This is a genomic window from Leptolyngbya subtilissima AS-A7 (assembly GCF_039962255.1).
Classification (GTDB): Bacteria; Cyanobacteriota; Cyanobacteriia; order Phormidesmidales; family Phormidesmidaceae; genus Nodosilinea.
The window spans coordinates 60325-81461 of sequence record NZ_JAMPKY010000004.1; the positions used below are offsets into that span (position 1 = coordinate 60325).

Here is a 21137-nt window from a genome sequence, read left to right on the forward strand (position 1 = left end):
ATACCAAATCTGATTTGGTAGACCCCAATTCATAATCAGGAACCCCGTAGGGGCGTAGCATGCTACGCCCCTACAAATTGGGGGTCATTCATTCGGGATTTGGTGTAAGGCATCCGCTAATCTCTACCCCAGCGCGCCGCTTGCCTCAATCGCAAGACGTTACCTTAAGTCTTATAGACCGTACTGATAGGCTACGCCCATTGACCATGCAAGCATTTGATAAGCTGCCCCGTTGGCTGGTGTGGGAAATTGCCCTGCCTTTGACCATTCTGAACATTTGGCTGCTTTACAAGGTCTTTCAGACCTTTCAGACACCGTTTACTATGCTGATCGCCGCCACGCTGCTGTCGTTTCTGTTGAGCTATCCGATCGAGCAGCTTGAAAAGCGCGGCATTAAACCCGGTGTCAGCATTGCGCTAATTTTGCTTTTGACAGTTGGGCTAGTGGGGATTTTGGGCTTTACCCTAGTGCCGGCCCTGCTTCAGCAGTTAGGAGATTTGGGAACTCGCCTGCCTAACTGGTTAGAGTCGGGTAACGAGGAGTTTCAAGCATTAGATGCCTGGCTGGCGGTTCAACATATTCCTTTAAACGTCACCGCGCTGGCGACACAGGTGGCGCAAATGCTGCCCGATGAGGTGGCTCAGCTGCCCGATCAGCTGCTTGAGGTGGTTGTTGGCGTCGCTGACAGCCTGGTGGAAGTATTGATTACGGTCGTGCTGACGCTCTACCTGCTGCTGCATGGGGATGGGTTTTGGAGCGGTCTGCTGCGCTGGCTACCGGGCAACCTTGGCGGTCAGATTCGGCTGGCGTTTCAGGAAAAGTTTAAGAACTATTTTGTGGGGCAGGCCACGATCGCGCTGCTCATGGTCACCAGTCTAACGACCGTCTTCTTTCTGCTCCACATTCCCTATTGGCTGGTGTTTGGCATCGGCATTGGCCTGATGACGCTGATTCCGTTTGGCGATGTCGTGGGCATCTTTACGGCTACCATCATCGTGAGTTTTCACAGCATTTTGCTAGGGGGAGAGCTGGTAGTGGTGGCTCTGCTGGTTGATCAGGTGATTGACAATGCTGTGACTCCCAAAATTTTGGGCGATTTAATTGGGCTGAACCCCGTGTGGATTTTGGTGCTGCTGTTGATTGGCTCCCAGCTCGCGGGGGTGTTAGGGTTACTGCTGGCCGTACCGCTGGCGGGGGCAATCAAGCGAATCTTTGAGGAGATTTATCAACCCTCTGGGCCATCCTCAGGGGCTAACCCAGTCGGTTGACCGGCGGGCTTGAAAAGACCTGCGATCGCTGGCCAACCCCCAATCCCTCTACCCCTCAACGGAGCGAAATCTGGCCCGTTCTAGCCAGGCAAACAGTGCGTCGAGCTGAGCTGTGTTGATAAAGCCATACTGCCAGAGAATCATCGGCAGCTGGGTGGCAGAGTCACTGTGGTGGAACGCGGTAGCCACTTCTTCGTTAGATACCCCAAATTCGGTTTGCACGAAGCTAACCAACCGGCTGAGCAGTGGTGAGGTCATAGCAAAGTTTCCTAGTGTGAGGGAGCGTTGGTCTTGCCCATCAGTAGCCGCAGTGGGCTAATCAGGACAGTCCAATTTGAAGGCAAAGCGCAAACAGCGGTTGTGGTAATACTGTGTCGCTAGCGTTTCAGCCTAGTTGCATTGGGCCTAAATCGCTCGCTTTGTCACAGTCATGTCACTGTAACGACATACCCAGCCCCTAACCTAGAATCCATGGGTAGAAATCAATCGTATCGATAGGATGGTCCACCTATTTGAGCAGCACACTAGCTGTTTCCTCTAGCGGCTGGGCAGGGAAACAGCCATCCACTGGTAATTTTGACCTACTGCACGCTAAGTCTCCTGGTTCTATCGCCTATGATTGGCTCAATCACAACCGCGATCGCGTCGTTATGGCTAGCTACCTTCAGGGCATTCTTGAGGTCACTTATGCTCACCGGATTATTTACCGCTAGCATTGTGGCAGCGACGATGGCGTGATTTGGCCTTGTTTATGTCAACAATGACCCTGCCTCAGCGAAAATTAGCTTTCACCCCCTGTAAGTGAGTCAGTCATGATCGATTCCAGCTCTACCCCTCCCCGCCCTTCGGCCCCCAGAGGCAAAGGAATTTTGCGTGAAACCGTAGAAACCCTAGGCCTGAGCGTGCTGCTGGCCCTGGGCATTCGCACCTTTGTAGCTGAGGCTCGCTACATTCCCTCGGGCTCAATGCTGCCCACTCTGGAAATCAACGATCGCCTGATCATCGACAAGGTGAGCTACGACTTTGGCGATCCCCAGCGGGGCGACATCGTGGTGTTTCGTCCCCCCGACGCCTTAGGTCAAAATGAGGCCTTCATCAAACGGCTGGTTGGTCTGCCGGGAGACGTAATTGAGGTCAAAAACGGCCAGCTCTACGTCGACAATGAGCCCCAGTCAGAGCCCTACATCGCAGCTAAGCCAGACTACCAGTATGGGCCTGTGACGGTGCCTGATGATTCTTACCTGGTTTTGGGCGACAACCGCAACAAGAGCTTTGATTCTCACTACTGGGGCTTTTTGCCGGCTGACCATCTAATTGGCCGCGCTGTATTTCGGTTTTGGCCTCCCGATCGCCTAGGGGATCTTGACTAAACCGCTATAGCTGCTGGAGCCGCTGCTCAATGCGATCGAGCCGGCGCAGCAGTTCTGCCTCAGCGGGGGTGGGTAAATCGGTGGCTCGCTCCACGGTAATGCTGCCGCTGGTTTCTAAAATAGCTTCTCTAATTTCCGCCAGGTTCTCAAACCCCTGACGGCGCAGCACCGTGCGGAACTCTTTTTCGCTAATCAACTCTTTAGCCAGATTTTTTGAAATCATTTGCCCATCCAACAGCAGCGGCGTCGATCGGCCTTCGACTACCTGCTGAATGCGAGGATAGCGATAGGCTAAACGCACCACTAAATAGTTTGTAATTAGTAGAGTAGTCGCCCCAACTAGCCCGCCTAAGACCGAATTGTCGTCGCCGATAATGGCGTTTTGCACGGCGTTAGAAAGCATGAGCAGCACAACTAAGTCAAAGCCCGTCAGCTGCCCCAGCTCTCGTTTGCCACCCAGCCGCAGGGCAATGAGCAAAAAGCCATAGACCAAAATTGGCCGAATAATCTTTTCAAGAATGGATACATCGGGTATCCACAGATCGTGAGCGATAGTCATAGGGCAAAGAACAAACATAGAAGAGCGAAAGATGAAAGAGATGCTCGATGGGCTTGAATTTCGCTATTTTGGGCTGTCCTAACTAGTTTTCACTTGCTACAGAGTTTAGGTGAATCAGTAGGTGTTCAATGCTATAGCAGAAGCAGGCTTAAGCATCTGCTCAGCCTCAAGTTGGCCGCAAAGACTGTCTATAAACCAAGCAGGCGAAATTTAGCGATCGCCAAACTTCGCCACAGCACAAGGCTCTAGTGACTGGCAATAACTATGCTGTGGATTCTTGCGTCTACACCACCAGGCTTTCTAATCGGCTGACGGCGCGATCGACAATGTCTAAACTGTCCTGCCAAAACTCAGGCTGGCGAATGTCTTGCTGGAGATGACGCAGCACGACATCCTCCGCCGTCATGCTGCCGGTGTCGCGCAGCAGCTTGGTGTATAGGTCGTTAAACTGAGCGCCGTATTGGTCTTTTTGGGCGTAGATGCCCAGGCTAAACAGATAGCCAAACAGGTAGGGATAGTTGTAGAAGCCCAGCTCTGCGATCGAGAAATGTAGCTTGCTGGCCCAAAACATGTCGTCATAGCTGGCCAGGCTGTCTTCGTACCAGTGCTGCCAACTGTCGCGCATCATGGTCTTGAGATTGTCAGCAATCACAAACCCCTGCTTGCGGGACTCGACCAGTTTTTGCTCAAAGGTGAACCGAGCTGGAATATTGAGCAAGAATGTCGCCGCCGCAGACCCTTCTTCCCAGGCAATTTTGAGCTTCTGCTCGGGGGTACTGGCCTGCTCAAACAGAGCATCGCGCACCAGGGTTTCGCCGAAGATGCTGGCGGTTTCGGCCAGGGTCATGGGGTAAAAGGTTTTGTAGCGGGGCAGATCCTGCATAACCCAGTTGTGCCAGGCATGGCCCAGTTCGTGAGCCAGGGTCAGCACGTTGTTCATGCTGCCCTCGAAGGTCATAAAGATGCGCGGTTCTTTGGGCTCGGCGAAGCTGGTGCAGTAGGCCCCCGTGGCCCGGTTGGGGGTCGGTTGGGCGTCAATCCAACCCTTTTCGGCCATCATCATGGCAAAGTCGCCCATGGCTGGGCTGAACTGTCGAAAGGCGTCGGCGACCAGTTCGATCGCCGCCTCAAAGGCAAACCCCCCGCTCTGGTCTGCCGCCGGGGGCGGAGCAAACAAATCCCAGGGGGCCATGGGCTCGATTTTGAGCACTTTGCCCATGGCCGTTAGGGCGCGCTGGCCGAGGCTACGCCGCTGGTATGTAGCCTCCATCATGGCGTCGAGGGTGGTGCGATCGATGCGGCTTTGGTGGCAGCTTTTGTCGAGGTAGTGCAGGCTGCGGTGGCGCGATCGCTGTTTGGTTTCCTCTAGCCGCCAGCCGTTGATGGCGTTGAGAACGGTGGCAACCGTCTCGGCCCGGCTCTCCCAGGCGGCGTTGACCCCATGCCAAGCCTCGGAGCGCAGGGTGCGATCGGGGGAGCTGAGCAGGTTAAAGGCCTTGGCCAAGCCCACAGTGTCACCGGCCACGGTGCATTGCAGGGTGCCCGATAGCTCGGTGTAGAGGTTGCCCCAGCCCTGCAGGCCGTTGACGGCCAGGCCGGTGATTAGCTTTTCTTCGGCTAGGCTGAGCAGCTGGTCGTTGAGCTGACGCTGGTGCAGCAGGGAGAAACTCAGCTCTTCGAGGACTGGATCGGCAATCAAGGCCTGGATAAAGGCGTTGTCGACCCGCAGCAGAAAAATGTCTAAGGCCTTAGTGGCCTGACTGATTTCGGCACCGAGCTGTTGCAGGGTGGGTTTCCACTCGCTGGCGCTGGCGTCGCGGGAGTCAACGCTGAGAATAGAGGAGATAAAGGTGCGGAGGTTGCCCAGGCGTTTGGCGGTGGCGGTGCGCTGCTGGTGGGCGGCTCTAACTTGAGCCAGCAACCCCTCAAACTTTTCCTGAGTAAGGGGTTCGGCAGGTTCGATGTGCTCGATGAACGGGGCGCAGAGGGTGGATAGGGTATCGATTTCCGCTTTGATCCGCTCAACCGTTGCGGCAATTTGGGGATCATCACTGCCCGCGAAGAAGTGGCTGTTATCCCAGGTTTGATGGAGGATGGGCATAAAGGCAATGGAGCAAAGGGCATTGCCTTTAGCTTACCTAACCTCTCAGAATATGCTAAGCCCCTAAAGATGCGATCGCGCCATTAAGGAGCAACGCGGTTTATTGCGACAGCTTTAGCCTCAGGGCAGCTATCCGCCGTGGCTAGCTCCAAATAGCGCTGGAGCGACTCTGAGGCCAGACCGTGCAGCAGCAGATTGCGGGCTGAGCCAAAGGGGCTGTTGGGAGCCAGGGGATGGCGGTTCTTCACGGTGTGGTTCCAGGCGTAGTCGCCGGTTACCCGGCTAAAGTAGAGGGCAAAACTTTCGTCGAACTGAAGGGAAAGCACTGCCCGCTCAAACTCGTCGCTGGTGACCCAGAGGGAATAGCAGATCTTGAACAGCTCCAGGGAGGACTCCATATCGAGCACCTGGAGCCAGCCCCGCCGAGTGATGTCGATCTCGACGGACACCGGGCGGATGCCCCCATAGCTGAGCCCTCGCTGACGTACACTCTCTAGCCAATTGGGGTGCTGCTCTTGGGCGCGATGATAGCCGAGCACAAAGTTGTAGAGGTTGATGTCGTGCTCTAAAAAAGCGTTAGCGGCCAGGTCCTCCACCCGGCGAGGGTAGAGAGTGGCGTGGGGCAGGGTCGGGTCGGGGCCATTGTCGATTAAAAAATTGACGATATTAGAGCCAATGGCAAAGTGGCGCACAATCAGGTAGCAGGCTTCGGGAGTAGTGAAGGTGTTAAGAAACCAGACGGCTAACTGGTGCATCAGCCAGTAGTTGCGAAATTGAAAGGGCAAGAGCCGCTTGAGCGTCATAATCAAAGCCATGACCAGGTTGGCGAAGAGCTTGATCGGCAGCAGCAGGTAGGAGCGCGACCAGCTTTGCAGGTCTTTGACCATGTAGGCCTTGGCGGTGGGGTCGAGGGGGATGGCCCAGTCGGCATAGATAGCATCCCAATAGTTAGGGTCTTGCCGGTTGTGGGGCACGGGGGTATAGGTCATAGGTCAATCTCTTCTAGTTGCAGGCGGTACAGGCGGGCGGTGACCTGGGCCGTTTTGACAATGCGGGCGGCGATCGCCGCCGTCATCCAGTCGGCATTAAGAAAGGCATCGAGCTTTTGCACATGGGCCTCGTCATTCTCGCCGTGGTAGCTGAGGAAGGAAATTTGGGTCTTATCTAACCCCAAGCTTTGTTGAATGAGCGCGGCCCACTGGCCCGCCATGCGGTTGCCCAGCCCTTCCACAATGAAGATGCTGCCCAGTAGATCAATCGGGTTTTCGCGGGAGGCGCGTTGAAAAATAAAGGCAGACAGGGCTTCTGAACCAATGTTTTGCTCAGCCTTCAGAATCTCCTCGAGCTGCCCCCCGACCGAGACGTAGTCGCGCTCCAGCATTTGAAAGTCGCGGTGCTCGTCGCGGGCGTGGCCGATCAGGTGCGATCGCAGCTCAAAGTCAGTCATATTTGACGCGGCTCGGGCAATCCACCGGGCGCCATCGACCACCTGGGGGCGCAAGGCTCGCAGCAGCGCCCGGTAGTCTGCGAGGGTAAACTCCCCCCGGTGCAATCGCCTGACGATGGGGACGGACCGCAGCTCTCGCTCAAAGGTCAGCCACACCAGCATCAGCTGGCGCAACAGCGCTTCAGAGACTGTGTCAGGGGTTTCGGTTTCCAGGGCAGCGGTTGCTGAGGGGGGACGGTCAGGGGAGGCGATCGCCGCAGTGGCCGGCAGCAGCGTGGCGTTAAAATCCTGGCTTGGCCCAGTCGCCTCCACCACCGTCAGCAGCATGTAGGCGGTCGTGAACCGGCCACTTTCGGGCACAAAGCAAAAGATCTGCTGCCCTGGCCACAGCTTGCCCGAGTTAAATAACTCCTCCAGCATCAGGTAGATTGAAGCGCAGCCGGTGTTGCCCCGGGTGTAGAGGTTGGTAAACCACCGCTCCTCAGGAATCATGCAGCCCGCCTGTTCGAGCAAATTGATGATTTGGCTACGAAAGAAATGCGACGAGTAGTGGCACAGCAGCCAGTCCACCTGGTCGGGGTGCACCCGACCAGCTTCGATCAGCCTGATCCAGCCCTCCACGCCCAGCTGCACCACCTGGTCGAGCAGGCGAATGTTTTGGCGCAGGTTGAGCGCTCCCGCCGCTGCCGCCGCCCCCTGATCGGGAAAGTCCATCCAGCTGGTTAGCTCCGTGGCGCTATCGACCCCGGCATACATGCACAGCGGATGGGAATTGGCGTGGGAGACCGACTCAATCCACTCAATTTTGAGGCTGAGGCCGCTGGCGTTGGGGCGATCGCTGACCAAGCAGGCCCCCGCGCCATCCGACAGCATCCACCGCAGAAACTCGGTGTCGAAGGGCAGGGCAGCCCGCGCTTGATGGGCGGTTTCGGCCTCAAACCGGGTGTGTTTAAACAACCGCGAGGCCAGCTCTGAGGCCACCGCGATCGCCTGCCGCTTTTGACCCAGCTGCACCTGGGCCGCCGCGTATTTGAGTGCCGCCACGCCAGCGCAGCATACCCCTAGGTGAGAGGTCGCCTCCACTGGGGCCAGCTCCGGCAGCTCTCCATGCACCATACTGGCAAAGCCCGGCACCAGCAGGTCGGGCCAGGTGGTGGCACAGGCCAACAGGTCAACGGTCTTGGGATCTAGCTCAGCCTGGGCCAGGGCGTCTCGCACCGCTGTTGCGGCCATCTGGCTATTGCTGAGGGTGGTTTGCTGTTGGCGATCGAGGGCATAGTAGCGCTGCTGAATGCCGTTGCTTTTGAGAATGCGGGCCTTGACTCGGGAGGGGCGATCGCCCACCTGGCCCAGGTAGGCGTCCATCTCATCGTTGGCGATCGGGTTTCCTGGCAGACATTTGCCGATGTGGGTGATGTAAGCCGCCCGGGGTTGAGCCCGGTCGAAGGGGGTGAAAGCCGGCATGGGGTTATACCTCTAGCATGAGACTGTCAGTTACTGCCCTGGGCGACCCGCTGGTGCTGCGCCATAGGAGGTGAATTGATCTTGGCCCTGACAGCACGCCGCCAGTGGCCCAAGCAGAACAATCCAGCAAAAATCGTTGACGAGATGCATCGTCTCAAGATGCCCCGATTGACTCAGCCCTAAACCTTTTGTTAGGTGAGCCATGCGTTCAGTAAAGCACCGCTACCTAGCGCTCTGACCCAAATCGATCCGCTTTAAAGTTTGACCTTATCGCCAAAGAGGTCAACGGTCTGTTGCCTAATTTAGAAATGCTGTCTATGAGCTGTCATCCACTGCTCGCTGATGTCCAAGCGTCAGCAGTTACAGCCCCTAACCCGTTTTTGTCGGGCGAGGTTAGCGTTGATGCAGAATTTTAGTCGGAGTTGATCAAACGCCTAAGCGGCAAGAAAACTGTTGCCTAGCCACTTTAGAAAGGTTCTTCAGAACTGCACTGACTGCTGGAATGGCCATCTGCCGTTCGCAAACACTGTCCGACGCTAACCCTAGAAGTAGATGGGCAACACCCGAAAAAGCCAGCTAAGCACCGGCAATTTATCTGCCAAAACCCTATGTATGCCTTTAGACAAAGGCCAACTATTTCTTTAGATGGTCTCGCCAGCTAAATCGTTTGGCTATTGTTATTTGTAAGGAAAAGGCACCGATTGCCTACAACATTTGGAGAGAAGGGAATGAACATTCTAGCTTGGATCGTATTGGGTTTGATTGCTGGTGCAATTGCTAAAGCTATTTATCCCGGACATCAGAGCGGTGGTCTCTTGGGCACACTGATTCTGGGTGTAATTGGTGCATTCGTTGGGGGTAGCCTCTACTCTTTGCTGACCACAGGATCATTAGCCCTGACAGCAACAGGTCTCAGCATCGGTGGTGTAGTAATTGCCGTCTTGGGCGCAATTGTCGCCCTGTTCATCTACTACGCAGTTGCCAAGCGTGCCGTTTAATTGCCAGCTATTAGCCATAAATCGAAATAGATAAGCACCAACGAACCGGATATAGCGGGTGGCGATTGCCGCCACCCGCTGGGGGTCAAAACTCGGCATACTTGCCTAGGATGACTCCTTTCCGCTAAGTGGGCTTATCTATTTTTCCGTGTATGGGTGTAATAGCTTGGGGGCAGCGTTGAAGCAAGTTGTCCCAAATCATTTTTTGAGGTAGGTTAGCAGCAGTTTCCCCTGCGTTGTGTCGATAGGTTCCGTGTGAGCGATAACGTAAACCAGTCTCAGGTCTTAAAACAGGCGCTACAGGCCTTTGTACTAGATGCTGAGGGCGAGCTGGCAACAGCCTTAGAACAATACAGCGCCGCTCAACTAAAGCTTTGGTCAGCCACCAACCTGCAAGGCATTAATCGCTCAAGCCTGGCGATCGATATGTTTTTGACCGAAGGCCAGGTAGCTGGCCAGTCGGTATTGGATATTTTTATTGAAAATCAGCCCAGCTTATCCCCGAGTGACCGGGCTTTGGCTGAGAGCTGGAAGAAAACGTTTAATGGCCTGTTTAAAGTGCTTCAGGCTACGCCAGAACGCTTTGAAGTGATGAACTGGCTGACGGAAAAGCGCTACTGGGTCGAGCCGAATGGGGCACAGTCGGCCGAGGAGCTAGCTCGTCTTGGCCCCGGCGAGATTGTGGTTACTCGTCTGTCGCCAGACGTGGATGATGTCTGGACGTTTTCAGGCCCTTTGATGCTGCTGGGCAAATTGGGTAAGCCTAAGCTAGCTGTTGCGATCGGCAACTTTAAAAACTGGTTTCCTGACCATTTGTATGGCGATGCCCCTGAGCTTTTAGAAGAAGCCTGGAAATCTGTGGAGCGCTACCACCACGATTTTGTGGACTTTTTTGGGGGCGATCGCATTACTCTGTCAGGCTATGAGCTGAACAAAAAGCTCAAAGAATATCAAGAGATTTCTACCCAGCGCCGTTTAGAGGCGCTCGGCATTGACAGTTCTAAGTCGCTCAAGGAACTGGTCGCTGAGTCTGGGGTTTCTGAGGAAGAGGTGGCTGAGTCGATGGCCTCGTTTGGCAAAGACGGGAAAGAGGTGGACCGGCTCTTAAAGGATGACAAGGCGATTAAGATGGCAACGCCGCCCATCAATCTGCCCGATGAGCTGCGTCGGGCAGAAGCCGTGACGGTGTTTGTTCACCCCCGTTGGGGACAGACATTCCTCAAAGACTACGTGCGCTTGACCCAGCTGTTTGAGGCGACCGATGACGCATCTGTAACCAAGGCGGATCAGCTAATTCAAAAATATCTCAAGGAAGATGCGGTCAACGCCTACGTTTGGCATTGCTTTGCTGAAGACAACGCCACGCCGTTGATGGCAGCTTTGGGAAGACATTTCAACCGCTCAGATCTAACCATAGATGATCTGGACGACGTTTTAGTACAGGCCGGAAAGCCTTTAGAGCCAAAACTTCCAGAGATTGCGAGTGTGCCTATGCATCTGCAAGACTTGTTTCAGGAAGCGATGCAAGAGGTGGATCAAGGCTCCTCAAAGAAAAAGTCAAAGGGCAAACAGAAGCAAAAAACCGGCTTTGCCGTTTAGAGGCTGTTCAGCAGAGCATCTGTTGTGACGTTAGCCGTCTACGCTCTCCCAGCGCGGATTAGGGCAGACTCATTGGTTACTGAGGGAAATCCTGCGCTGTGGGCCTGCGGAAATGGGGGCGATCGCCCCCATTTCCACAAATTGCTAATCTTGTGCTCCAATTTGTCTTAAACCAATTGGGGGAAACGTTATGCCTAACGTCTGGCCACAGCTACCTCTCGATGATTGGCAAGACACCTACGCCACGCTGCACCTGTGGACTCAAATTGTGGGCAAAATTCGGCTAGTGCAAACGCCCTGGATTAATCACTCGTGGCATGTGCCGCTATATCTGACCGCGCGGGGTCTGACAACAAGCACTATTCCGAGCACGGATCAGATTTTTCAGATCGACTTCGACTTTTTTGACCACCAGCTGCGCATTGCCACCAGCGAAGGCAGCGTGAAAACGGTCGAGCTACGGCCTCGGTCGGTGGCAGACTTTTATCAGGCGGCGATGACGGCTCTGGCAGAGCTGAATATTGCCGTTCGCATCCACACCACGCCTAACGAAATCCCAGATGCGATTCCCTTTGAGCAAGATGAAACCCATGGGGCTTACGATGCCGATGCGGCGCAGCGGTTTTGGCGGGTGCTGTTGCAGAGCGATCGCGTCTTTCGGGATTTTCGCTCTCACTTTTCGGGCAAGGTGAGCCCGGTGCATTTTTTTTGGGGCAGTTTTGATCTGGCGGTGACGCGATTTTCGGGGCGACCGGCACCGGAGCATGGTGGGGGTGTGCCCAACTTGCCCGACGATGTTGCTAAGGAAGCCTACTGCCAAGAGGTGAGCAGCGCTGGGTTTTGGCCAGGGATGGGTCTGGGCTACCCGGCTTTCTATTCCTACGCCTATCCGGTACCGGAGGGGTTTAAGGATGCGCCGGTTCAGCCGGAGGCGGCCTTCTTCCATGAGGGGCTAGGGGAGTTTGTTTTGCCCTACGATGCCGTACGCGAGGCCGCTGACCCTGACCAGGCGCTGCTGCAATTTCTGCACAGCACCTATGAGGCTGCTGCTAATTTGGCCAACTGGGATGCCGCCGCGCTGCAACAGACCTGGTTCAAATAGCGCTGCGTAGTAGGGGAGAGGGGCGATCGCCCACGGAGTTTGCAGAATCAGAGTTTAAAACAGGGCTAAACCCACTGGCTAATTAATATCGCCAGTGGGTTTAGCCCCGTAGCTGTGGATCGAAGGATTGCGGTGGTCTACAGCGCTCAAGCAGAAGCGGCTGATTCGGACTCGCGCTCAGACTCGCGCTCCGAAAATTCGCGGGTTTTGAGGGATAGCCCAATGCGAGAAATGCCCGTAAAGAGAATGCTGGCACCGACTAAAGTACCTAACAACCAGGGAGCGTTAAAGGGAAACTGAAACCAGATCATGGCGCCCAGGATCAGGGTAATGATGCCGTTGCCTAAAGCCCAGGTCCAATTTTGCTGGGGTCGTAGACGAAAGGCCAGAATGAGTTCAAACACGCCTTCGGTGAGTAAAAAGCTACCGAGCAACAGGGTCAACGTCAGTACCCCTGAGCGTGGATTCACAAACAACATAATGCCGGTAGCAATGTAAAGAACGCCAAGCAGCGCTTTCCAAAGGGTGCCGCCTTTGTCACGGGTTTGATAGGCATAAACGAGTTTTGCTGCCCCTGCGGAAGCCAAAATTACGGCTACCCAAGTTTCAACAAAAAGGGTCGAGACGATGGGCAGCGCGATCGCAGCTACACCCAAAATTGTTAGAACAACGCCAGTCCATAACGAGCGATCGCGAACCTGTTTAACATCTACTGAAGTATTGCTGACCATGAGATTTTCCTCTTGATTTAGCTGTTTAGCTGTGAGCTTCTTCAAGTTAAGAAATCTTGCCGCGATCGAGTAGAACCAAAGGGTAGAACGTGCTTGAAATGGCGGTGACTTTAGGATGAGATGCAACGCTGAAGTGCAAAGTCTTTTCCGGTTAATTTTAGAGGACAGCTCAGCCCTTTAATAAGCCACACAATGCAGGCAATACAAGCGATCGCGGCAGCAACAGCAGACGGTTGAGAGCATTGTTAGATGACCTTTACCCATCCACTGGTATAGCTTCGGCTATTGCCATAGCAGGAGGAAGGAAGTTAAATCCTCCATTAACTTGCAGGTATCGGCTCCAAGTACGAGTTTCATTGCTGAAGCGTGCTTTTTAGGGCCATTTGTACAAGCTGCAACAAAAGGATTTTTTATGACTGCTTACACAACCGCTAACGATCCTAACCAAGCTCTGAATGTCTTTAAGGGCTTAGATACAGATGCGCAACTGGCACTGCTGTGGTTTGTCTATGAGCAGATGGGAGAGCGGATCACGCCAGCTGCCCCTGGCTCTGCATCCCCTGAAATTGCTACCGGTCTTTATAACCAGGTCAAAGAGGTCGATCAGCAAGAGCAGCTTGAGATTATGCGCGCGATCGCACGGTGTGACGCCTCTAACCAAATCGGCCGAGAGTACGGTTCTTTGAGCGCCAACACAAAACTCGCTTTTTGGTATTACCTGGCTCAGGGCATGGATAGCGGTGAAATTATCCCAATGCCTGAAAATTATGAACTTGATAATCAAGGGCAAGATCTGCTGGCTGCCCTAGAGACGATGGGCTTTGAAGAGCAGATTACCTTTTTGCGCGACGCTGCCCTTGGCATGGGCGCAGAACCCGCCAGCGGCTCCAACATCTAGATTTAGCGCAGGTGCTTCCTCCCAGCGGATCGTGTAGCGTTGGGAGGAAGTGTTCTGAAATTGCGAAGCTACTGAGGCAGGCCCACAAGACAACCTGCTGCTTCAAAGGCAGCCACAGTCTCAGGGTAAAACTGCCTTAGCTCTTCTGATGAACTGGGCAGCGGTCGGGGGTGAGCATACTCATAAAGGCTGGGCTGATTTTCATAGACCGATACGTTGCCCAAAAAGTTGTTGTCTAGAAAGAAGACTACGTTTTGGTCGGTGTGTAGTTTGTTGTCTCTCACCTGGCCAGCGTAGAACTTGCTCTGATCTTGGTATATGTCGAGAATGCAGACCCCTCCTCTGAGAGCAGATGGGTAGATATAGAGAGATTCTTCAATGGCAGTCCATTCGCCCAGAAATGGGGCGATCGCAGGGTCAACGTCAGCCCAAGCTTCTGCATAAGCCGATCGTTCTTGCCACTCTTCAAAGGTGCGGCGATCGCTGTAGAAACCACTGGCTTGAAGGTCTGGAATCTTGCGTCTGAGTTCCTGGGCTAGCTGTTGAAGCTCTGTTGCGGTTGGATATCGCTCAGACTGGGCGATCGTAGGCTGAGCTAAGCTAACCAGCGTTAAAGCCAAAAGGCTACTCAGTTGAAGTTGTCTCATTGGGTTGCTTGCCTTCGCTGCTGACTGTTTCAGAAGTCCGTCTCGCAGAACGGCCCTATACAGAGCTAATCATCAACCTCTAGTAGAATTCCGGGCTGTCGATTATTTCTTTATTTAGGGCGCGGTTGATGCGATCGGGTTTACGGGTCTTTTTTGGCCTGCATTAGCCAAACCCCTCTCTCTGACTGGTGGTCACCGACCTCGGCTGTAACTGGCATAGATTCTGGGTATCTGCTGTGGGCAATGCCTACATCTTGGGGTTGGCTAACTCTACCGCTCCAGCCATAGCGCTTTAGCAATTGCTGGGGGTCGTCGCAGCCAAACTGCCAGTGGCGCACCACACGCCCTCTATCGTCCTGTTTAGCTCGCTGAGCCGCCTGAATTGAACCGTCGTTGACCCCATCCATACCCAAAACGCTACCGGGGCAGCTTAGTGTAGCAACAGTTTTCAGTAGAGAGTGGGCTGAAGGCTCTGGCAAATACATCATCACGCCTTCAAGCAGCCAGATCGTTGGCAGTTGCTTCAGGCCTGCCTCTAGGAGGCGAGCCACCCAGCCAGTTTGAACATCTCCTAAGTCGCCAGCAATTAGGTGGTGACGACAGTTGGCCTCATGGTTTCGCAGGATGTTGGCTTTGTAGTCTAAAACTGCTGGCACATCGACTTCGTAGAGGCAGGTGGCTGGTGGCCAGGGCAGTCGATAGGCTCGGGTATCTAGTCCTGAACCCAAGATGACGACTTGAGGCTCGAGTAGCCGGGGCAGAGTGGCTAGCAGTAGGTCATCAAAGAAACGGGTGCGAATGGCAATGTAGCGGGTGCGCTTGGCAATCACTTCTTCTAAAGCGCGTCCCTGCTGTGCAGAGACCTGCTGCCATTTGGCTAGAAGATGCTCAACCTCGTCACCCGCTAGGGCCGCCGCATAGGGGTCGTCGAACAGTGGCTGCGGCAGAGATTGCTCAATGGCTCGCTTCGCCGCCACAATTTTGGCGGTGTAGGAGATGGGATCGGCAGAAGTCGGGGGCACAGCAGAGTTCTAGAAGTTGCGTTTTAGGGGCTGTTTAGCAAGGGATTGGTTGTAGCTTTAGTCATTGGCTGATTCCCCTTGCCTTGCGAAGGGAATGTTCAGGCTTAGTCTCCCCCTTTTATAGACGCTCTCTTGTAGTTTGGTCTGATTCTGCCCCGTTATTTTGTAGAGCTGCTTCACCGGATAGGGGCCGCTCTGTTCGGCTGGGCCAGCCTGGAGTTGTGATCTGCATCATCTCACTGGGCGGCATCGCTCACGTTGTAGGGCTAGAAGTATCACCAAGTGACCGATACCTCTATCACTTCCTGAGCTGAGGATTTAGGAGACTATGAATTCATTGCTAGCAGTCCGCAGATTTGATTTATCGCAGCGTTCTCCACGCCCGGTAGATAACCCAACGACTTTCCTCCTAAACAACAACGACCTACCTACCCCGCTCGCAACAGTGGGGTTTTTTGTAGCTAGCAAATCTGATCGATACACTATAAACGCGTCATGATTCTCCCATTGCATGACGAAAGTCATCATCTAACCCTGGCTTCGATCGCTCTAATCCTCAGTCAGATTCACCTGGCTAACCGCAGCAGCATACAGGCTGTTGGCAAGTGCGATCGCCCCTGCTCGATCAATGGTCTCCGTCATCTGCTCTAGCAGTTCTGGAGTCAGTAAGGGAAAGGCTGTCATGCTTATAGTTTTGCCACTGTCCGTTTAATCAACCCAGGAAATATCATCCAGGCTGGGCTTGGTTGGCTCTTTAGCTGGCGGGGCTGTAACCGTCTTTGGTGGACTGGGTTGCACCTGAGTAGCCTGCGGTTTTGACTGAGCTTGACTGACTTGGCTGACGCGATCACTCCCATTTCCCTGCTTTCGCTTCATAAAGGCAGAGGAGGCTAACTCTTCCGGTGCCAGCGATCGCAGAAACCAATCGAGCGTCTCTTGAGACAGCCATCCGTGTAAAACCGCCAGTGCCCCAATTCTCAACCCCGCCTGCGCCTGCTCTCGCAGCAGGGCGTCTACCTGTTGAGAACTCAGCAGCCCCGCCTGCTGAAAGTAATACCCGATCGGATTATCCCGACCAACCGTGGCGAGCTGCGGCCACTGTTCAGCGAAAAACTCAATGGCGTCGCGCTTGACCCACCCGCGCAGCTCAAGAATGTCGCCTATTCTGAGCTCAGGCTGCCATTGCTGATCCTGAAGCACCACGTCAAGCTGCGCTTGGGAGAGCAATCCTGCCCGCTGCAACATTTCTCCGAGGGGTCTGGTTTGAGGCTGGGCTGGCATGGCTAAGCGATCGACGCAAACAACGGTCTTTCTGAGAAAGTACCCCTATTCTACTGTCGCATTCTTGGACAGGTTGGGGAGCTGGTAATAACTAAGCAAAAAGTTCTTTAAACCTTGACTTGCTTATCTAATAGCTCTCTAATTCGATACTGGTGGAGATCAGGATAACCACTGGCTGGTCTGGGGAAAGTAGCGATCGCTCAGGTATGTACGGTGCTCTTAAATGTTGGCAAAGCCGAGCTGGTGCAGGGCAACGCTGAACCCTAAAGCATCACAGGCCTTTGTGCAGCGATATCTCGGAGATGAGAAATAGCCCAATAATATCGTGTCGGGTGGGCAATATTCACCGCTTAGAGTTTCAACAGTAGCTAGGGGCTGAAATGAAAGAAGCGATCGCATGGCATTGTGCGAGCGCCCCTCAAACTGACTCGGCTTTGGGTTAAGTGCCTAAGCAACTGACTGCTGATCGAGGGAAGTCTGGCTAGCCCGTCGCCGCTCAGGTCGCCGCTTGCCGCCTGCCATTTCATACTCAGAGCTTTTGCGGCCATAGACTACGGCGACGGCATTCAGCATCCTTTCAGACTTTTCGGCCAATATTCCATTCCCCACCTCTCCCGATGCCACCTCAATCCCTCCAAATTTGGCCTAAACTCCCGCTTCCCCGGCAATCTAATCGCCTCTCCCCTAAATGCCACCATCTCTCGACTTTTCACCGCTGGCTCCTCCACAAACCGCCCCTGCGGAATCACAATTCGGTAATCGTCATCCACCCCAAACCAGCCGTGGTCAAACGCCCAATAGTGATTCTTGCAAAGCGCCAGCCCATTTACAAAGCGGTCATCCCTAAACTCAGCAACCGGCTTAATGTGAGCACCATCCACAATGTCTTGCCCATCCGCGCTAATAATCCTCAGCCCACAAAACGCGCAGCGCTGGTTATAGAGCGACACCACAATCTTGCGGAATGCCCTATTTCTGACAACAATATTCTTCTCATTCTTCAGGTCTTCAACCTTGTAGGTTGCGCTACCCTCCCGCAAGAGTTGAGTTTTCACCGTCTCAAATTCATCGATTAATGATAGCTGCTCAATCTCAGACGAGCACCCTGCAAACCAGCTATCGATCAGCACCCGCAACAAAATTACCCGCTGCCCTGGGTCTTGCAATATTGCAAACAGATCCGGGTCTAACCACGCATACTACACAATTCGCCGCACCGCCGTCACCCCCTTGCGGCCCAACCCCGTCGAGGTTGCCGTTTTACTATTGGGGTAAAACGCCAGGTGCCAAAACCCATCCCCCGTCAAATGCACAAACGGGAGCGAAACATCAGAGCGATCATCGCTCCTGACCAAGCTGCGCCAATACCTCAAAAATGTCGAGATTAGCTCTGGCGATAGCGGCACCTGATTTAGCCAAATCTTGCCCTGCTCAATCAGCTCCATCGATGCGATCAAGAGCACAGGCTTGTGAGGCGCAGCTCCGCGCTCTCGGTGCCGGTTGACATTCAGCCTGGCAAATTTCTTGGCGTAGTAAGTTAGGTCTTTTGGTATCGTTTAGCCAGAGGGGACATCTGGCACTAAGCTTGCTTTGGCTCTACCCAGTCATAACCCAAGCCGCTGATAATGTCTCAGTGAAGCGGGGAAAACAGCATTTGTAAAATTTTTTTACCTTACGTAAGCCTCTTACCGGTACCGCCAGTGAGCCATCCATGTCAGTGGTTGCTTGCCCTCAACAAAGCCTGATCATCTGCTGTTGTAGTGCGATCGCTTGCACAACAGCGAGAGTCACACCGAAGTAATGCACTTACTGTCTGAACGGAGGTTTGAGATTTTAACTTAGCGGTTTACCGTTAAAGGCGACACCTAGATTTGAACTAAGGGTAGAGGTTTACAGACCTATTGAGCCCTTTGATTTTAGAGCGTCTAGATCTTCAAATGCTTAGGGTTGAGAGCGGTGAAGGCGGAAAAGCTACTCAAATCTATTTGAGGGGGTACTTTGGATTGGTTCAAGGCTGGTAACGGAAGTTAAATTGGCCTGTTGCAGGTAGTCTTGACCTTCATCAGTAAGCAAGAGAGCCGCAAACTTAGCCCCGATGGGCGGCAGGCGATTGTCTCGCCGGTAGACTACAGCTAGAGAGCAGGTTCACCTAATAGTCAAAGCAGCTCAAGCAACAGCCGCTGCTTTAGGTTACTCAGTGCCGGATGCAGTTGCAAATTTTTCTACAGAAATAATTAACGCATTACTAAGCACAGGTGATGATGAGCTTGGTCTTGGGACCTACGTACTTCAACCTAATGCTTTTGCTAGCTTTGCTCAGCAGCCTCTAACTCACTTCAGAGTTCAGCTCGACTATCACTTTTTCCTTCAGCATACTGATGGCGATGCCAAGTACTATTCCTTCTATCAAATTGTTGAGGATGGTTCGGCTGTATTATCCCCAAGTGTTTCTGTAGGACCTGAATGGAAGCTTATGGGCCATGCCTAGAATGTCAAAGGTATGGCATTCCTGGCTAACAAACTGTATGCAGCTCCTTCAAACAACCAACTGTGGATGCGGGATTCAGCCGACTATGATGTGCCTTGGCGGCATGTCGGAAGTGCTAGTAGTGTAGTAGCGATGGCGGGGTCTATCGATAGTCCTCAAAGTGGTGCAGTCTTCGCTGCGACTTCAAGCAATCAACTTTGGAGGTTTAATACCTGGGCCATCACCTAATCAGGTATGGCTTGCCCCTCCTTGTCTTAAGTTGAACTGATACAAGAAATCCAATATTTCAAGCATTTTAAGCTTGTAAATGTTGGATTTCGGCATCAGATTTTACTATCTACATTTTAATTTTTTTAAGTAACAGCGAATTTTTGGAATAAAAATTAGAGCTTTATATGTTGGCATGGGAAAGCCACTTAGCTAGATCTGTATTGACGAAAACCAAGCTTACTAACTTTATTGAGTAGGTAGTAAGTTTTGAAAAGTTCTAAAAGGTTTGTGGACGCTTTTGAGAGGCAAGGTTAAACTCGCCAGGCTTTTAGTTCACTAAGTTTTTGCACGTGTGCTTGGGTTGGCCCAATGATTAGTAGCAAAAATATTTTGGTGCTATGCCTTGAAGAGATGAGAGAGGTTTGCGCTCACTGCCCTTAACTCGCTTAAGCTTAAGGGCAGTGAAGGTGGAGTAGTTGCCTGCGCGCGCAATCAGCCGCTCGGGCTTACCCCCCTGTATTCAGAGATTCTGGACGTAGTTAAGTGGAAATTGTCCAGCACGGTGATAGTGTTAACAACTTTTAGAACATTTCACGAAAGAGCTGCCGAAAGAGATTGTGATGCTGCTCTGTGGCCCAGGGCAACTACACCTTTACACCCAAGCCAGCAATGGGCCAGCTCCTAATAGCTTTCAACCTTATAAAGCTGGATGGGTGAGAGGGTAAATGACTAGACCCAGCAGAGCGGAAACCAGCACAATGAGTGGCTCAGGCAGCTTCTTTTTGAAGATAAGCAGCAAAGCTAGGGTGACAGCAGCCACGATGACTGTGGGAATATCTACCAGCGATCGCTTCCCGAGCACCACCACCGCTCCGGTGATTGCCCCGATCGCTGCTACCGTCACCCCTTCGACAAAGGCTGCTACCCCCGGCTGCTTGCCATGCTTCTTAAAGTACGGCGCTGGAATAATCGTAAATAAATAGCAGGGTAGAAACGTCGCCAGGGTCGCCACAATTGCTCCAGCTAGCCCCGCTACCAGAAATCCAATAAATCCAACCGTAATCACAATTGGCCCTGGTGTAATCATCGCCACCGCTACAGCATCGACAAACTGTTCAGAATTCAGCCACTGCAACTCATTCACCAGTCCGCCATAGAGAAAAGGCACAATCGCTAGGCCACTGCCAAACACAAACGCCCCTGCCTTGCCAAAGAAGGTGAAGATTTGCCAGAGAATGCCTGGCTCAGTGACTGGAATAGCCATCAGGGTCGGCAGGAAAGGCACTACAGCAAAACTAGATAATCTTTTAGGACGCCACTGCTTGGGCGGAGCCTTCACCAACCACACCAGCACCCCTGCCGCCAAAATCAGCGCAATTTTCTCAGACTCGGTGATGACCGTGACCGCCGCCGAGACAATGTAGATTGCCCAAAACAGCCAATCTTGGCCGATAGTTTTGACCGTGAGCTTATAGCTGCTGTTGGCAATGATGCCGATGACCGTGGCACCGACCGTGTAAAAAATGGCCTGCATCCAGGGCAGACCCCCATAAATTGTGTAGGCCCATCCCAGGCCCAGCACCATTAAAAAAGCTGGTAGGGGAAAGACTAGCCCCGTCAGCGTTGCGCCCAAAGTGCCGTAGTGGACGTAACCCATATAGATCGCCAGCTGCTCGGCCAGGGGGCCAGGGGCTAATTGCGCCAGAGATAGCCCTTCTTTGTAGTCAGATTCAGAAATCCAGCCGCGCTCCTCCACTAGGTCGCGCTTCATATAGCCCACTAGAGCAATGGGGCCACCAAATCCCCAGGTGCCCAACTTGAGAAAGTACAGCACCATTTGCCCTAGGGAGTAGGGCGGCGGCGATAGTTCGGGGTGCTGGTTTGCTGGCAGTGGGGCCTCGGCCATGGGGTGATTCCTCTGGTGACAGAACATTCTCTCTGAAACTATCTAG

At 53.4% G+C, this 21137-nt stretch carries 22 protein-coding genes; 8 read left to right on the forward strand and 14 right to left on the reverse strand.

Annotated elements, in window-relative coordinates:
• Positions 1-206: 206 nt before the first annotated feature.
• The gene (locus tag NC979_RS09815) at positions 207-1268 is read left to right on the forward strand and encodes an AI-2E family transporter (protein WP_190520200.1); all 1062 of its coding nucleotides are present in this window, start codon (positions 207-209) and stop codon (positions 1266-1268) included.
• A gap of 48 nt (positions 1269-1316) precedes the next feature.
• Here the strand turns inward: NC979_RS09815 and NC979_RS09820 are convergent, their stop codons facing one another.
• The gene (locus NC979_RS09820) at positions 1317-1526 is read right to left on the reverse strand and encodes a DUF2949 domain-containing protein (protein ID WP_242021184.1); all 210 of its coding nucleotides are present in this window, start codon (positions 1524-1526) and stop codon (positions 1317-1319) included.
• Positions 1527-1780: 254 nt separating this feature from the next.
• Here NC979_RS09820 and NC979_RS09825 point away from each other — a divergent pair, with 254 nt between their 5' ends.
• On the forward strand, positions 1781-1981 hold the full coding sequence (locus NC979_RS09825; protein ID WP_190520202.1) for a hypothetical protein: 201 nt from the start codon (positions 1781-1783) through the stop codon (positions 1979-1981).
• Positions 1982-2080: 99 nt separating this feature from the next.
• Positions 2081-2638: a signal peptidase I gene (gene lepB, locus NC979_RS09830; protein WP_190520204.1), complete on the forward strand. Its 558-nt coding sequence runs from the start codon at positions 2081-2083 to the stop codon at positions 2636-2638.
• Positions 2639-2642: 4 nt separating this feature from the next.
• Here lepB and NC979_RS09835 read toward each other — a convergent pair whose 3' ends face one another.
• The 4 genes from NC979_RS09835 to NC979_RS09850 form a co-directional block, all read right to left on the reverse strand.
• Complete coding sequence (locus NC979_RS09835) at positions 2643-3197, reverse strand: DUF421 domain-containing protein (protein WP_190520205.1); 555 nt, start codon at positions 3195-3197, stop codon at positions 2643-2645.
• 283 nt (positions 3198-3480) lie between these two features.
• A complete protein-coding gene (locus NC979_RS09840; protein ID WP_190520207.1) occupies positions 3481-5298 on the reverse strand; it encodes a M3 family oligoendopeptidase in 1818 nt (605 codons plus the stop codon).
• Positions 5299-5381: 83 nt separating this feature from the next.
• Positions 5382-6287, reverse strand: a complete 906-nt coding sequence (locus NC979_RS09845) for a DUF6999 family protein (protein WP_190520209.1) — start codon at positions 6285-6287, stop codon at positions 5382-5384.
• On the reverse strand, positions 6284-8209 hold the full coding sequence (locus NC979_RS09850) for a 3-oxoacyl-[acyl-carrier-protein] synthase III C-terminal domain-containing protein (RefSeq protein WP_190520211.1): 1926 nt from the start codon (positions 8207-8209) through the stop codon (positions 6284-6286). Before NC979_RS09850 ends, NC979_RS09845 begins: the two co-directional genes overlap by 4 nt.
• A gap of 728 nt (positions 8210-8937) precedes the next feature.
• Between NC979_RS09850 and NC979_RS09855 the strand changes: the two genes are divergently transcribed.
• The 3 genes from NC979_RS09855 to NC979_RS09865 all read left to right on the forward strand — a co-directional run bounded on the left by NC979_RS09855 (position 8938) and on the right by NC979_RS09865 (position 11908).
• Positions 8938-9207 carry a GlsB/YeaQ/YmgE family stress response membrane protein gene (locus tag NC979_RS09855; protein WP_190520213.1) on the forward strand — a complete coding sequence of 90 codons (270 nt, stop codon included), beginning with the start codon at positions 8938-8940 and terminating at the stop codon, positions 9205-9207.
• Positions 9208-9462: 255 nt separating this feature from the next.
• Positions 9463-10806, forward strand: a complete 1344-nt coding sequence (locus NC979_RS09860; protein ID WP_190520215.1) for a hypothetical protein — start codon at positions 9463-9465, stop codon at positions 10804-10806.
• Positions 10807-10996: 190 nt separating this feature from the next.
• Positions 10997-11908 (forward strand): DUF5996 family protein, encoded by a 912-nt coding sequence (locus NC979_RS09865; RefSeq protein ID WP_190520217.1) that lies wholly within the window; start codon positions 10997-10999, stop codon positions 11906-11908.
• Between the two features lie 146 nt (positions 11909-12054).
• Here NC979_RS09865 and NC979_RS09870 read toward each other — a convergent pair whose 3' ends face one another.
• Positions 12055-12639, reverse strand: a complete 585-nt coding sequence (locus tag NC979_RS09870; protein WP_190520219.1) for an HdeD family acid-resistance protein — start codon at positions 12637-12639, stop codon at positions 12055-12057.
• 412 nt (positions 12640-13051) lie between these two features.
• Between NC979_RS09870 and NC979_RS09875 the strand changes: the two genes are divergently transcribed.
• On the forward strand, positions 13052-13537 hold the full coding sequence (locus tag NC979_RS09875) for an orange carotenoid protein N-terminal domain-containing protein (RefSeq protein ID WP_190520221.1): 486 nt from the start codon (positions 13052-13054) through the stop codon (positions 13535-13537).
• A 68-nt stretch (positions 13538-13605) separates the two neighbouring features.
• Here NC979_RS09875 and NC979_RS09880 read toward each other — a convergent pair whose 3' ends face one another.
• From NC979_RS09880 to NC979_RS09910, 7 genes are all read right to left on the reverse strand, one after another.
• The gene (locus NC979_RS09880; RefSeq protein WP_190520223.1) at positions 13606-14184 is read right to left on the reverse strand and encodes a hypothetical protein; all 579 of its coding nucleotides are present in this window, start codon (positions 14182-14184) and stop codon (positions 13606-13608) included.
• A 140-nt stretch (positions 14185-14324) separates the two neighbouring features.
• A complete protein-coding gene (locus NC979_RS09885) occupies positions 14325-15206 on the reverse strand; it encodes an SAM-dependent methyltransferase (protein ID WP_190520225.1) in 882 nt (293 codons plus the stop codon).
• A gap of 549 nt (positions 15207-15755) precedes the next feature.
• Positions 15756-15890 carry a hypothetical protein gene (locus tag NC979_RS09890; protein WP_255524834.1) on the reverse strand — a complete coding sequence of 45 codons (135 nt, stop codon included), beginning with the start codon at positions 15888-15890 and terminating at the stop codon, positions 15756-15758.
• Positions 15891-15914: 24 nt separating this feature from the next.
• Entirely contained in the window at positions 15915-16487 is a 573-nt protein-coding gene (locus NC979_RS09895; protein WP_190520227.1) for a hypothetical protein, read from the reverse strand.
• Between the two features lie 447 nt (positions 16488-16934).
• A complete protein-coding gene (locus tag NC979_RS09900) occupies positions 16935-17060 on the reverse strand; it encodes a hypothetical protein (RefSeq protein WP_255524835.1) in 126 nt (41 codons plus the stop codon).
• On the reverse strand, positions 17054-17653 hold the full coding sequence (locus tag NC979_RS09905; RefSeq protein ID WP_199308880.1) for an HNH endonuclease: 600 nt from the start codon (positions 17651-17653) through the stop codon (positions 17054-17056). Before NC979_RS09905 ends, NC979_RS09900 begins: the two co-directional genes overlap by 7 nt.
• Positions 17654-17686: 33 nt before the next feature.
• A complete protein-coding gene (locus NC979_RS09910; protein ID WP_488656486.1) occupies positions 17687-18040 on the reverse strand; it encodes a phosphorothioated DNA-binding restriction endonuclease family protein in 354 nt (117 codons plus the stop codon).
• Positions 18041-18684: 644 nt separating this feature from the next.
• Between NC979_RS09910 and NC979_RS09915 the strand changes: the two genes are divergently transcribed.
• On the forward strand, positions 18685-18975 hold the full coding sequence (locus NC979_RS09915; RefSeq protein WP_190520229.1) for a hypothetical protein: 291 nt from the start codon (positions 18685-18687) through the stop codon (positions 18973-18975).
• Positions 18976-19882: 907 nt separating this feature from the next.
• Here NC979_RS09915 and NC979_RS09920 read toward each other — a convergent pair.
• Positions 19883-21091, reverse strand: a complete 1209-nt coding sequence (locus tag NC979_RS09920; protein WP_190520231.1) for a chromate transporter — start codon at positions 21089-21091, stop codon at positions 19883-19885.
• Positions 21092-21137: the final 46 nt, after the last annotated feature.

Coding starts and splice junctions, on each gene's coding strand:
- NC979_RS09815 (WP_190520200.1), top strand. CDS start 207: ATGCAAGCATTTGATAAGCTGCCCCGTTGGCTGGTGTGGGAAATTGCC.
- NC979_RS09865 (WP_190520217.1), top strand. CDS start 10,997: ATGCCTAACGTCTGGCCACAGCTACCTCTCGATGATTGGCAAGACACC.
- NC979_RS09850 (WP_190520211.1), bottom strand. CDS start 8,209: ATGCCGGCTTTCACCCCCTTCGACCGGGCTCAACCCCGGGCGGCTTAC.
- NC979_RS09870 (WP_190520219.1), bottom strand. CDS start 12,639: ATGGTCAGCAATACTTCAGTAGATGTTAAACAGGTTCGCGATCGCTCG.
- NC979_RS09890 (WP_255524834.1), bottom strand. CDS start 15,890: ATGACAGCCTTTCCCTTACTGACTCCAGAACTGCTAGAGCAGATGACG.
- NC979_RS09845 (WP_190520209.1), bottom strand. CDS start 6,287: ATGACCTATACCCCCGTGCCCCACAACCGGCAAGACCCTAACTATTGG.
- NC979_RS09855 (WP_190520213.1), top strand. CDS start 8,938: ATGAACATTCTAGCTTGGATCGTATTGGGTTTGATTGCTGGTGCAATT.
- NC979_RS09820 (WP_242021184.1), bottom strand. CDS start 1,526: ATGACCTCACCACTGCTCAGCCGGTTGGTTAGCTTCGTGCAAACCGAA.
- NC979_RS09875 (WP_190520221.1), top strand. CDS start 13,052: ATGACTGCTTACACAACCGCTAACGATCCTAACCAAGCTCTGAATGTC.
- NC979_RS09900 (WP_255524835.1), bottom strand. CDS start 17,060: ATGCTGAATGCCGTCGCCGTAGTCTATGGCCGCAAAAGCTCTGAGTAT.
- NC979_RS09920 (WP_190520231.1), bottom strand. CDS start 21,091: ATGGCCGAGGCCCCACTGCCAGCAAACCAGCACCCCGAACTATCGCCG.
- NC979_RS09835 (WP_190520205.1), bottom strand. CDS start 3,197: ATGACTATCGCTCACGATCTGTGGATACCCGATGTATCCATTCTTGAA.
- lepB (WP_190520204.1), top strand. CDS start 2,081: ATGATCGATTCCAGCTCTACCCCTCCCCGCCCTTCGGCCCCCAGAGGC.
- NC979_RS09880 (WP_190520223.1), bottom strand. CDS start 14,184: ATGAGACAACTTCAACTGAGTAGCCTTTTGGCTTTAACGCTGGTTAGC.
- NC979_RS09840 (WP_190520207.1), bottom strand. CDS start 5,298: ATGCCCATCCTCCATCAAACCTGGGATAACAGCCACTTCTTCGCGGGC.
- NC979_RS09895 (WP_190520227.1), bottom strand. CDS start 16,487: ATGCCAGCCCAGCCTCAAACCAGACCCCTCGGAGAAATGTTGCAGCGG.